Annotated in this window: 8 protein-coding genes and 1 pseudogene; 4 read left to right on the forward strand and 5 right to left on the reverse strand. The window is 43.1% G+C overall.

Going from position 1 to position 13,243, the window contains the following annotated elements; translation table 11 throughout:
* A pseudogene (locus tag QUA44_RS29240) lies at window positions 1-1,134 on the forward strand (SWIM zinc finger domain-containing protein); the annotation flags it as partial.
* A 258-nt stretch (window positions 1,135-1,392) separates the two neighbouring features.
* Here the strand turns inward: QUA44_RS29240 and QUA44_RS29245 are convergent.
* Both QUA44_RS29245 and QUA44_RS29250 read right to left on the reverse strand, forming a co-directional pair.
* Window positions 1,393-3,195, reverse strand: coding sequence for a serine hydrolase (locus QUA44_RS29245; RefSeq protein ID WP_333257041.1), 1,803 nt, complete (start codon window positions 3,193-3,195; stop codon window positions 1,393-1,395).
* Window positions 3,196-3,265: 70 nt separating this feature from the next.
* Window positions 3,266-4,000, reverse strand: coding sequence for a calcium-binding protein (locus QUA44_RS29250; RefSeq protein WP_333257044.1), 735 nt, complete (start codon window positions 3,998-4,000; stop codon window positions 3,266-3,268).
* Window positions 4,001-4,283: 283 nt separating this feature from the next.
* Between QUA44_RS29250 and QUA44_RS29255 the strand changes: the two genes are divergently transcribed.
* A complete protein-coding gene (locus QUA44_RS29255) occupies window positions 4,284-5,639 on the forward strand; it encodes an AAA-like domain-containing protein (RefSeq protein ID WP_333257047.1) in 1,356 nt (451 codons plus the stop codon).
* A 305-nt stretch (window positions 5,640-5,944) separates the two neighbouring features.
* Here QUA44_RS29255 and QUA44_RS29260 read toward each other — a convergent pair whose 3' ends face one another.
* Window positions 5,945-6,763 carry a calcium-binding protein gene (locus tag QUA44_RS29260; RefSeq protein ID WP_333257050.1) on the reverse strand — a complete coding sequence of 273 codons (819 nt, stop codon included), beginning with the start codon at window positions 6,761-6,763 and terminating at the stop codon, window positions 5,945-5,947.
* A 413-nt stretch (window positions 6,764-7,176) separates the two neighbouring features.
* Here QUA44_RS29260 and QUA44_RS29265 point away from each other — a divergent pair, with 413 nt between their 5' ends.
* Window positions 7,177-10,737 carry a WD40 domain-containing protein gene (locus QUA44_RS29265; protein ID WP_333257052.1) on the forward strand — a complete coding sequence of 1,187 codons (3,561 nt, stop codon included), beginning with the start codon at window positions 7,177-7,179 and terminating at the stop codon, window positions 10,735-10,737.
* A gap of 319 nt (window positions 10,738-11,056) precedes the next feature.
* Here the strand turns inward: QUA44_RS29265 and QUA44_RS29270 are convergent, their stop codons facing one another.
* Both QUA44_RS29270 and QUA44_RS29275 read right to left on the reverse strand, forming a co-directional pair.
* Window positions 11,057-11,689, reverse strand: coding sequence for a 7-carboxy-7-deazaguanine synthase QueE (locus tag QUA44_RS29270; RefSeq protein ID WP_333257054.1), 633 nt, complete (start codon window positions 11,687-11,689; stop codon window positions 11,057-11,059).
* 192 nt (window positions 11,690-11,881) lie between these two features.
* Window positions 11,882-12,580 (reverse strand): class I SAM-dependent methyltransferase, encoded by a 699-nt coding sequence (locus QUA44_RS29275; RefSeq protein ID WP_333257057.1) that lies wholly within the window; start codon window positions 12,578-12,580, stop codon window positions 11,882-11,884.
* 42 nt (window positions 12,581-12,622) lie between these two features.
* On the opposite strand from QUA44_RS29275, the gene QUA44_RS29280 reads away from it, so the two are divergent.
* Window positions 12,623-12,901 (forward strand): hypothetical protein, encoded by a 279-nt coding sequence (locus tag QUA44_RS29280; RefSeq protein WP_333257059.1) that lies wholly within the window; start codon window positions 12,623-12,625, stop codon window positions 12,899-12,901.
* Window positions 12,902-13,243 lie beyond the last annotated feature (342 nt).

Raw genomic sequence — 13,243 nt, forward strand, 5'->3', positions numbered from 1 at the left:
TTCCTATTTTATGACACTTTGTGTACTCTGCTTACTTTTTTTTCTCTGCTACCCCTACTTATTGAGCGGATACAAATCACCAATGCTTTAGATGAAGCTTGGACAACAGCCATTTTAACGGCCGAACTAACTGCTGAGGAAAAAATAGATTTCCAGGTGATGTTAGAAGGTTGGAACGATGAATGGGATTGTAATTTCAGCATGAGTTTGGAAGCTTTACGCCAAGGTTGGGACTACCCGCCACTCCAGCAGATATTGGAAGGAAACCTTACTGGAGCAGGAATCTGGGCTGATGATGCACCAGATTATGCTCGTGAATTAACCTTGACTCGCTTACAAATTCTCGATCGCCAGAACCGCGACAAAGAATACTTATACCTAGCCAAAGCAGAAGGCTGTATTCAACAATATCTGACTATGTTAGCTCGTTTGGGGAGAATAGAAGAAGCTGTGAAAGCTGCGGGAACCGAGATGACATCAGTCGAAGAGGCTTTTGCTCTAGTTCAAATTTTACAAGAAGACGGATATTCAGAAGAAGCTCTAAAAATTTGTCAAGCTGGGTTAAATTTACCCGGCAACTCTACCTACAAACTAGCAATTTGTATGAGTGAATTAGCCGATGAATTGGGCGAAAAAGAATCTGCATTTAATGCTAAAATGAAAGTTTTTGAAATTCAACCTTCCTTGAATGATTATCTTTCATTGCAGGAGTTGTCAGGAGATAATTGGTCAACATTGAAAGCAGATTTATTGGCAATTGTAAGAAGTATTCAAAACTACAATTCTACCGAAGCAAAGGTTGATATTTTTCTGCATGAAAAAATGATTGAAGAGGCGATCGCCCTTGTAGAAACATCTTACAGTTCCGAACTGGTTCATCGAGTGATGATGGCAGCAATTCCCCATCGCCCAGATTGGGTAATCGTCAATGCTTGTCAGCGCGCTGAATCGATTCTAAAGGCAATGAAATCAGCCGAGTACGATAGTGCGATTAAGTGGCTAGAAAAAGCCCGTGCTGCCTATATACAAGCTGGGCGAAATGTTGAGTGGTCTGCTTATCGTGCTCAACTGATGGAAGTACACAGTCGGAAGCGGAAATTCATGGGCTTGTTCAAAAATTCATATTTAAATTGAGTCTTAATTTTACCGTAAATCGGAATAAGTGAAAGTAGCCCAATAAAAAGTATTTGTAGGGTGCGTCGCCATCGACAATCATTACATAAAGACCGACAATCTGACAGCGACGCACCTGACACGATTCTCATCTGTTAGGTGCATCGCTTGCTAGATAATCGATTGAATTTTGGGATTAAAAAATGGCGACGCACCCTACAAATAATCTGCGTTAATCTGTGTTGCATCTGCCTCGCATCTGCGGTTGACTTATCAATCTTATTTTGCCACAGCACTCGGCGCAACCATATTCCAATTTACCCGAGAAACACCGTACAAAATAAAATTATTCAAAAGTCCGTAAGCATCCCCGCAATTGTAATCTTTAGCATTAACACACTTTTTATCCGCCCTCTGATTCACCGCCACAAAAATATCAACTCCATCCGGCAACACACCCGCATACATCTTCAAATTAGCAAAATCATCAAGGATGTGACCTCCATCGTCCACAGGCGGCAATTTCCACTCTTTCGGATTATTCTTTCCCCCTAACTGAATAGCCCAAGCATGAGTACCATCAAGCGCTCCGTTGTGAGCAGTATATCGATTCCAAACATTATTTCGCTTTTCCCCGATGCGCGGGTTATTCTCATAACCACCAACCCAATATTGTGACATAAATTTGAGAAAAACTCCAGCTTCTGCAGCTAGCGAACCGGTGCCGGGACTCAAATCTGTGTTTCTGCGGGAAAAAAGAACCTGGCTTAAATTCCAAGACCAATTTATCCTCCCCGGCTTGGCATTTATCCAACTAGAAAAATCGCACAAGCTGCCATTCCAAATGCAGTGCGGTCGCTTCAAATCCCATCCCTTACCGTAGTAATTTTTTCCGTTCCAGTGGCGCTTTTCCGGTTCGCGACTGCTAAATTTTTCTACTTCTTGGGTCATAAAAATTCCCTTGTTAGCCGTAGTAGGAATTCCCAACTCTGTTTTGAAAAAAAGCTCCAAAGCAGAGCCTTGATGAGTTTCTGGTTTACCCGTTTTAGCAGCATATCTGCCGGAGGCTACCAACTGCTGCATAATAATCGTAGGAAATGCCGGACTGGTATTGGAATAATGATATTGACCGAGGGGATATTGAAGGCATCGCCCAGCCAAAACCAGCATAGTTTCTTCTAAATTAGGACTTGGCAAAAAATAGCCTGCGTTAGGGGAAATTCCCAGTTGGTTTTTAGCTGAACTGACAGATTTATTTCCCCATTCATTGATAAGTAGCTGTTCTTGCGATTGAAAATCTGCTGCTGTTTTCAAATTCCGAAGCACTGGCAAATTTGCAGTTACATCTTGACCGTATCTGGGGGCGCTGCGCTGAAGTCCAGATCGGTGCGATAGCAGGTGTCCGAGGGTGACGTTTTGCCATTGTTTGTCGGCAAATCCTGAGTTGAGATTGCTACAATTACGGTCTTTAATTGCTACGGGAAATTTTACTTTCCCCGAAAATACGGCGTGCAATTTTTCAGGGATAATCGCGACTGGATATTGCTTGTTCAAACCGGGAATTAGGGGCGGATAATGCTGGGGATCGAACAATTTCATCCCTTCGATTTGCTCGTCAGTCAGTTCTAAGCCCGCCCGATCGCGCGCCGTCTGTTTCAGCGCCCAGCGCACCATTGCAAAGGTAACAGGCTTGCTGATGCTGCCCATACGCATGGGGGTATCTGCGGGTACGATCGCGCTTTGAGGAGCCTGCATATCGTCGCCGCAAGCCGGATTTGCGTTCAAGGTCGATCGGTCTTTCATGCGCCCCAAACCCCAAACACCCACGGGTTTACCTTTGACAGAAACACCGAGGACAGCCGCACCGACGCAGCGGTAGCGCATGAACTCTGTCAGGGATTGCAAAATCGGCTGTAGTTGCGCGTCGCCGCTACCGCTAACGGGGATGCTTTCTTGCGCTAAAGCTGTGTTGTTGTTAGACTCAAAAACCTTTCCCAAGCCTCCTAAGAGGATAGCTGCAATTAAGGTCAAACTTGTGTAAAAAAGTCGATTAAATTTTCGTTTGTTGCGCGCAATTTTCATGATAAAAAACTCCTGTTTAAAAATGTAGGGCGGTACTCAGTTGCCCGCCCTTTGGCAGCGACAAGTAAAACTATTGAGGGATGGGAGGCGCGGACAAGAATACTTGATTCTGGTTAGTATTAATTAAATTTGTCTCTAACACAACACCAATTAAATTGTCCTTGTAGAAGATTCCAGTATCTTGAACATTGTTGTTGCTCCAATCGCCAGCCTTGAGCGAATAGCCGTCTGCTAAATTGCCTTTGATTTGAATTTTATCAGTACCTAACGTAAAATCGGTAATCGTAGCATAGCCAGTGCCGAGATAGTAAACATTGTTAACATTGCCGAGTACAAATGTGTCCGCACCCGCGCCGCCGGCGAGAGAATCCGATTCACTTCCGCCGCCGATACCGTTACCAGCACCCGAAAAATTAGCACCGTCAAGGTAATCGTTACCTTCGCCGCCGATCAGATAATCTTTGCCGCTTCCTCCGAATAGATAATCGTTGTGAAGGCCGCCAGACAGTGTATCTTTGCCACCACCTCCATACAGGAAATCCTCGCCAGCTTCGCCGTATAATTTATCATTACCCGCGCCGCCATCTAGCTGATCGCCCCCGAAGCCACCGTAGAGGATGTCATCTCCACCGCGACCTGACAAGATATCATCGCCTTTATAGCCGTAAATTGTATCATTTGAAATCTGAATTTGACCTTGACCGTTGATTGTCCAATCATCTCCAACTAGGGATTTGTGGAGTTGACCGTTGCCGTTGACAGTATTGTTGTCATCGTAGTCAGTGCCTTTGATAAGTGAGGACATTTTTGTTGCTCCTTGTGGTTTGCCAATTAGTGCAAGGGTGAGAAAGACTCAACTAACTTGCTTGATGTATTTAGTTTCTCCTCTAATAAAGCAAGCGACAATGGGAAGAAAATCAGGTGTTTAAATAACTCAAAAATGGCTGGCAGCAATGATTTACAGTAAAAACTCAGATTAAATCAGTTAAAATAGGGAAAAGTCAGGGTAACTTCCCGATGGAGGAACAACTCCTCTCTTGCCATAGTCTGCATACTTACGTGTATATTTAATTACCCGTGTCTAGCCCATGAAATCAGAATTAGAATTCTCTTGGAGCAAAACCAAAGAATCTGCCGATCGCATTTTTGCCCAAAACACCGGCAAATATCTCAGCGACCTCGAAACGAAAGTCCTGCAAGGTTCTTGGGAAGGCAAAAGTTACGATGAAATCGCCAAAACCTACGGCTACAGTGCTGAATACCTCAACAAAGATGTCGGTAACAAATTGTGGCACAAGCTTTCTGAAGCTTTGGGAGAAAGAATTACTAAGAAAAATTTCAAAGAAGCGCTGAGGAGAGCTTATGAAGCAGAACCCAGTCAATCTCTGCACGCAAATCCGCCCTCGCCAACATTACCGACGGCGGCAAATTTGCAATTCCCCGAAGGTTCAGTAGCCTTAGATTCACCTTTTTATATAGAGCGTTCCAGCATCGACTCTCTCTGCGAGGAAACGGTTGTCAAACCCGGTTCTCTGATTCGGATTAAGGCCCCGGAGATGATGGGCAAAACTTCACTGATGAACCGGATTTTAGCTCGCGCTGTCCGGGAAAATTATCACGCAGTTTATTTGGATTTGAGCGCCGCCGATCGAGGAATTTTAACAAATCTTGATAAATTTTTGCGCTGGATGTGCTTGATGGTAAGCCGGCAGTTAAAGTTAGAAAATAAGTTAAACGAGTATTGGGATACCGATATTTTGGGCAGCAACGATAACTGTACTGTATACTTTGAAGAGTATTTGCTGGCAGAAATAGCAACTCCTCTAGTGTTGGGATTGGATGAAGTCGATCGCATATTTCCCTACACAGAAGTAGTTGAAGATTTTCTGGGGATGCTGCGAAGCTGGCACGAAAAAGCCAAAATTTCTGATATCTGGAAAAATTTACGGTTGGTAATGGCGCATTCTACTGAGGTTTATATTCCTTTGGATATGAATCAATCTCCGTTTAATGCGGGAGTGCCCGTGGAACTGCAGGAGTTTGACAGCCAGCAAATCCACGATTTGGCTGGGGTTCACGGCTTGGATTGGGGTGATGGACAGTTTCAAGAGTTGATAAGTGCGATCGGCGGACATCCTTATTTAGTAAGATTGGCAATGTATGAGGTTAGTTGTGGCAAAATTTCATTAACTCAGCTATTAGAAAATGCTGCCTCAGAATCGGGAATCTACAGCAATCATTTGCGAAGACATTTAGAGATTCTGCAACAAAATCCAGAATTAGCTTTAGCTTTGAAAAAAGTTGTAAATTCCCCGGAAGCAGTTGAATTGGATTCGATGCAAATTTATAAGTTGCACAGCATGGGAATTGTGCGGCGGCAAAACAATTATGTGATGCCGCGCTGCAATTTGTACCGCGAGTATTTCTGCCGTGTTTTAGCTTGAAAAGCATGGTTTGCAGTTTATTGTATCAGATGCTGTTCGGTCGATCGACCGCGATTGCTGTAGATATCGCTTTGATATGGTTTCCGGTTGGATCGGAATGATTTAACCGCAGAGGACACAGAGAACGCAGAGGGAGACAAGAGAGAGATGAATGATTCACATGAAGAGCGGATTTGGTATGAGTTTTTCAGTTTTATGCAAGAGGACTTAAGCTATAAGGCGGGGGTTTAAATCCCCGCCGGACTTCGCGAAAAAATGTGGAAAGTTGACACCAATAGCTGGTAATGCAAAACCTACAGATAGAATTAGACGAATGACAGGGTTAAATCCGCAGCCATGTTATCTGCAACTACAGCAATCATGTCACCTTGATAAAATATTCTCGTGTCTTTGAGTGACTGATTTCCATAACCGTAGTTGCCCGATGTAAATTCGTAATCTTGCTTTTTACCCAGCATTAAGATTGCATCCCCATCAGATTTTTTAAAGTCCCGAATAATCGCATAAGCAGTCTCACCTAAGCCATCTAAGTAAGGAAGTTTAGGGTCTGGGCCACCGTTCATAACTAGCGAGAATGTATCTGCTCCAGAACCACCAATTAAGGTGTCGATTTCATAAGAATCATATTGTCCTGGCCCGTTGGTGTGGCCGATGAGAATATCATCGCCACTATTGCCTTCCAACCAGTCGGAACCGCGGCCGCCACAAAGCTGATCTTTACCGCTACCGCCAAACAAGAAGTCGTCACCGTCTAGACCTTTGAGTGTATCTGCACCGCCACCGCCAAAGATTGCATCGCGAACCTGATTGTCATCACTGCCGATTAGATAGTCAGCTCCTGCTGTTCCCGTTATGTTGTCATTGGGTAAGCCACCGATTTTATCGAAGCTGCCGAACAAGCTGTTAGCAAAGTTACGGTCAGAGGCGATTATTTTACGTGTTTCTACTATTAAGTTATCATCGATGTCTGGCCGAGGAACGTCGGTAAAGTCTTCAATCAAACCGGAATTATTAGGCTTGGGTTCGTCATCGATGTCTGGCCGAGGAACGTCGGTAAAGTCTTCAATCAAACCGAATCTAGGGGTAAAAATGTTAGCATCGGCGATCGTTCTAAGTGCTGTCATGGGAGTAGTTCCTATTTGTGATGATTTTCTGAGTTTGCGGAAGCGATAAGTGTTTGTATTTGTTTGCTGCACCTTTTGCTTCCTGTTATCAGTTTCGTGCTAAAACTCTTGAACGGCAATGGTGATAAAATCAGGTATTGTAGGAACTGATAAATAGCTTCAGGCTTTTAATTTATAGGGAAAAATCAGGTGCAGCCTGACAAAGCATCATCAAAATCAGGACTCAGGAATCAGATCAAAGAAACCGGGTTTTTACCTAATCTGTCGCCTATAACCAAGGATTTGCCCAAAAAACCCGGTTTCTGACTGTCGATTCGCCAGTCGTCAAAATCAGCAAAAGTCAGGTTTTTTGATAAATCTCTACATAGTCAGGTTTGCGATCGTACAATCAAATCTAGATATGGGTGCAGGTAATGATGAAAGAATCTCCACTTGGTTATGAATATCAGATTGGCGGTAGTCTCCCAGCAGATGCGTCGTGTTACGTGACGCGCCAAGCAGACTTGGACTTTTACGAATGTTTGAAGGCTGGTGAGTTTTGTTATGTTTTAAATTCGCGGCAAATGGGTAAATCTAGTTTGCGGGTGCGGGCTATGCAAAGATTGCAAGCTGAAGGTACTGTTTGCGCTTTTATCGATTTAACTGGGATTGGTAAGGAGGATGTAACTGCGGAAAAGTGGTATGCTGGTATTGTTAATTCTTTGGTCAGTAGCTGTCAGCTAGGCAATAAAGTTAATTGGCGGAGTTGGTGGCGCGATCGCCGGGATTTGTTTTCGCCTCTACAGCGGTTTAGTTTGTTTATTGAAGAAGTTGTTTTAGTTGAAATAAAACAAGATATTGTTATTTTTGTTGACGAGATCGATCGCGTTTTAAGCATGAATTTTTCTACGGATGAGTTTTTTGCTCTGATTCGCTGGTTTTACAATCAAAGAGTTGACAATTTTTTATACCGGCGTTTGACTTTTGCGCTGTTGGGAGTGGCGACACCGGCGGATTTGATTGCTGATAAAACTCAAACTCCTTTTAATATTGGTAAGGCGATAAATTTAGGCGGTTTTAAAATTGATGAAGTGCAGCCTTTGATTGATGGTTGGCGGGGACAAGTTGGTGATGCTGAAAGTGCGTTAGCGAAGCCCTCGCAGAGGATCGCCCAAATCCTAGATTGGACGGGCGGACAACCTTTTTTGACTCAAAAGCTGTGCAAGTTGGTGCTTGAGGAATCTGCATTGGGAAATTCGCGATCGGTTGAAGAGGTGGTGCAGTTGCGGATTGTGGAGAATTGGGAGTCTCAGGATGAGCCTGAACATTTGAAAACAATTCGCGATCGCATTTTGAGAAATCAGCAAAAAGCAGGGCAGTTATTGGGGCTTTACCAGCAAATCTTGCAGCGGGAAATAGGCACTGATGGGAGTCGCGAACAAACCGAGTTGCGCCTCTCAGGTTTGGTGGTTCTGCATCAAGGCAAATTAAAAATTTATAACCGAATTTATGCCGAGATTTTCAATCTTGAATGGGTGGATAAACAGTTGGGCAAGCTGCGCCCTTATGCGGAAAATTTTAATGCTTGGAATGCTGCCAATTTTGAGGATAATTCGCGGTTGCTGCGGGGAAATGCCCTACAAGAAGCTTTGGACTGGGCAAAAAATCAAAGTTTAAGTCCTCTGGACTACCGCTTTTTAGCGGCGGCTCAAAATTGGGAAAAGCGAGAAGTTCAACAGGCTTTAGCAGTCAAAGAAGAAGAAGGTCAGATATTAGCAGAGGCGAATGAAATTTTAGTTTTGGCTCAACAAGAAGCAAAACTAAAATTAACTCAAGCCCAGCGGAGAGCTACCCGGATTGTGGCTATCGGTTCTCTAGTTTTGGCAGTTTCTATGATCACAGCAATCTCAATCCAATTACAAGTAAAAAAAGCCCAACAGCAACTGGCAGAACAACAAGTAATCTTGCAAACTTCATTTTCTAAAGCAGCTTTGGTTTCCGATTCTTTTGAGGCGCTGCTGAAAGCATTACAAGCAGCACAACAGATCAAAGGATTAGAAAAATTAGCCAGCAATGAGACACAGATACAAGTAACGAGGGGGCTACAACAGGCAATTTATCATGTTAGAGAACGCGATCGCGCGATCGGTCATCGTGGCGCTATCAAAAGTGTAACTTTCAGTCCCGATGGCAAAATTTTTGCTTCTGCTAGCGAGGATGGTACGGTAAAACTCTGGAATGCTAGACCAGCTACATTAATATCAACCCTGACAGGACATACTGGTAGAGTTACGAGTGTGAGTTTTCATCCTAATGGCAAGATTTTGGCTTCTGGAAGTGAAGATGGTACTGTCAAGTTGTGGGATGTAACGCGCAGCACTTTAATTAAAACTATTAAGGCTCATCATAGCTGGGTGAGAAGTGTCAGTTTTAGTCCTGACGGTCAAATTTTCGCTTCCTGTAGTTCCGCTGGTTTTATCAATTTGTGGAAAACAGCAGACGCTACATTATTAAAAACTCTGAAAGCACATACCCAGATCGTTACCCATATTAGTTTTAGTCCCGATGGTAAAACTCTCGCTTCTGCAAGTTTTGATACAACCGTGAAGCTTTGGAATGTTGGCGATGGATCTCTCATAAATACTCTGGAAGATCATAAAAGTAACACCAGAAGTGTCAGTTTCAGTCCCGATGGTAAAACCTTAGCTTCTACCGATCAAGACGGCATAGTGAAACTGTGGAATGTAGTAGATGGAACTTTACTGCAAAACCTTCCAACCCATCGCAGGGCTGTCTGGAGTGCAATTTTTAGTCCAGATGGCAATACTCTAGCCACTATCAGTTCCGATAGTACAGTCAAATTGTGGAATTTAGAGGATATAAACGACAATACAACTGAACCGCAACTTCTTAAAGGACATCGTGGCAGAATTTTGAGTATTGGTTTTAGTCCAGATGGCAAAACTCTGGTTTCTGGAAGTTTTGATAGTGCAATTAAGCTCTGGAATTTAGATGTGAGGGAACCGCAAACCATTAAAGGAAATAGCACTAATGTTCAAGCTGTAAGTTTTAGTCCCGACGGTAAGATGTTAGCTTCTGGTAGCGACGACTTTAAAATAAAGTTATGGAATAAGAAAAATGGTACTTTACTCCAAACTCTCAACGGTCATCAAGGTCTGGTGCTAAGTGTTAGTTTTAGTCCCGATGGTAATATATTAGCTTCCGGCAGTGTTGACAAAACAATTAAGTTGTGGAATGTCCAAGATGGTAGACTACTAAAAACTCTCAACGGTCATAGCGCTTGGGTGAGAAGCGTTCGCTTTAGTCCAGATGGAAAGACCTTTGTTTCTGGCAGTTCTGATAGTACGGTAAAACTTTGGAATGTAGCAGATATGAGGTTATTGCAAACCTTTAAAGAACCTCGCAGTATTGTAACCGATTTAAGTTTTAGTCCAGATGGAAGAACTCTAGCTGTGGCTTGTTCTGACGGTGATATACAGCTATTAAATTTAAAAACAACGACTTTAATGCAGAGTTTTCCCGCCCATAGCGGTTGGGTAGCTACCATTAGCTTTAGCCCAAATGGTAAAATTTTTGCTTCTGGTGGTTCGGACAGTATAGTCAAACTATGGAATGCAGAAAATGGCCGATTATTGTTCACCCTAGAAGGACATTTATCTGATATAACTAATATCAGTTTTAGTCCAGATGGCAAGACTTTAGCTTCCTCTAGCGATGACGGTACAGTGAGGATATGGAATGTAGAAAATGGTCTAGAAATATCAATTTTAGAAGGACACCTTGGCCGCGTTACCAGCGTGATGTTTAGCCCAGATGGCAAAACACTGGCTTCTAGTGGGCTTGACAATACTATCAAGTTGTGGAACTTAGAATTTGATTTAGATCATTTTATCAGGCAAGGTTGCTTGTGGTTGGAAGATTACTTTGCTTCCCATCCTGAAGAGGCGAGAAAATTTAGCAAAATATGTAAATAAATAATTTATGGCTGAGCATTTATATCGCCAATCATCCTGACGAAAGGGCGATCGCCCAAATCTGCAATTCTTAAAAAAATTGAATAATATCGTGTCCGATATACCCGATCTAAGACGTTGATGTCACCAATGGCGGGGATGGGGCGAGTTGATGAGATTATATCGTTTCCGTTTGGATTGGAATGATTTAACCGCAGAGTACACAGAGTACACAGAGGGAGAGAATATATATCTGAATTATTCCGATGCTACCGGATTTGATATTATTTGTGGTTTCATAGATAGTTAGCGAACCCGCCCGTACAGGATTTGAGGATGTTTATTGCACGCCAATAAACTTGTGAGTTTGCAAAGACAACCTATAACTCGGATGCTGTTTTAGTAACTCCAAAATAATCGGAATCGCCCGATCGCGCGATTCCCATTCCGGCTGCAAAAACACAGGCACATTCATATCCTCAACAAAATATTTTTTGTAAAAATCAACTTCTTCGCCCGTGCTAACCACCAACTTAATTTCATTGGCTTTCTTCCATAAATGCTCTTGTACCGGATATTTAGGATTGACGTGTTCTTTAGGAGAAAGAGTAATCCAAGCCAGCGGCGAAACATCTTGCCAATAAGCGCCAGAAGTTTCGATACTTACCTGTTTGTCAGCTTGTAACAATGCTGCAACTAACTCCGGTAAATTCTGGTGAATGAAAGGTTCGCCGCCAGTAATGACAACTCTCGGAGACTGCAATTGAGCTAGCAATTGTGCGATCGACTGCGGCACCGACGGCAAACCTTTGCCACCTTTGGAGTAGCCAGTATCGCACCAAGGACACCCCACGGGACAACCTGCCAATCTAATAAAATCAACTAAAGTACCTGTCCAATAACCTTCGCCTTGAACAGTGCACTGAAAAGTTTCGTGAATCGGTAATTTTATTTGTAAATTTGATGCCAGCATTTGTCACTTTAAATTAATAATATTTGTTGAGGATTTTGATTAATTGTAATTGATCGTCGGTAATTAATATAGTTCTAGATACAGGGGTAGGCAGAAACCGGGTTTTTCACGAAAATACTGTATCGCAGTCTTCAATACAGATAAAAACCCGGTTTCTTTGGTTTTAATGAAGTTCCCAGCAGCTAAAACTCTTTAATTGTGATGTTCCGGCTGCATCATAGTTGCCCAGCGGCGTTTCAGGGCTAAAGTTAGTCCGTCAGCAATGGGGACAACACTCAGAGTAACTCTCGGATCGTTACGCAATTTGTCGTTGAAATTACGAAGGGCGAGGGTACTTGTGTCTTGTACTTGAGGATCGGCAACTCGTCCCGACCACAGAACGTTGTCAATTACTATTAAACCGCCATTGCGTACAAGTTGGAGCGATCGCTCAAAATAAGCCTCATAATTTTCTTTATCTGCGTCTATAAATGCAAAATCAAAGGTTCCTGCTTGTCCCTCGGCTATTAGTTTGTCGAGAGTATTTACTGCCGGGCCCAATTGCAAGGAAATTTTGTTTGCGACACCCGCCGCTTCCCAATAGCGCCGCGCTATAGAAGTATATTCCTCGCTGATGTCGCAGGCAATAATTTGACCGTTAGGAGGCAGGGCTAAGGCTACGCACAGGGAGCTATAACCAGTAAAAACGCCAACTTCTAAGGTTTTTGTCGCTCCCATAAGCTGCACCAGCATCTCCATAAACTGACCTTGTTCGGGAGCTATTTGCATCATACCCATCGGATGCTTAGCAGTTTCTTCTCGCAGTGCAGCGAGAATATCTGGCTCCCGCAGGGAAATAGATAATAGATAATCGTAAAGTTTATTTTCTAGACCAATAGTTGAGTTCGCCATCGGTTTGTCCTTCCTGCTGACTTTTGATTTTACGTGGTAGACGTGCAGTTATTGGAAATCGGAGACGGTAGAGTTAATTTTAGCACCTATTTTGCTGTGGCCAATCGCAGGTTGCAGTATCACCGCCTTGGTAACAAGCTGGTAATTTGCTTTCACGGGCGATCGACCTTTCAATCAGTTTATCTCAGCCGCAGGCGATCGAGCTGCTCTGCAACAGAAAAGTGGAGAGAGCAGCGTTTTGACATTGCTGCGTTCTTCCCCAAGTGTAACCCTGGGAGTTATACCAGTTCAAAAAAGAATGCCACTGTAGATAAGCTGTAAACCCAGACACAATCAGTCATTACTAATTTCAAATCTTAAATTTTAAATTGTATGACTTGGGGAAAATCTGACTTTATCCGATCGCTAATAGCTAATAAGTAATTATTTAGAACTTACGCACTTTTCACAAACAAACCGTTTTATTTAACTATTATTGCTCGGTGAAATCCTGCGTATTTTTTTTTAAAACAAACCAGGTGTCGGGAAACTCTTGTGTCCGGGAAGATTACTAATCACTAATAAACTGGGTTGAACAATAGGACGCGGGAGCATCCCGGTTTTGCAAAAGCCTCAAATAGCCAAGAGGTCGTTGAGGTAAGCACAACGAAGTTTTAGCATTTG

The sequence above is a fragment of the Microcoleus sp. N9_A2 genome, from assembly GCF_036701775.1.
GTDB lineage: Bacteria > Cyanobacteriota > Cyanobacteriia > Cyanobacteriales > Microcoleaceae > Microcoleus.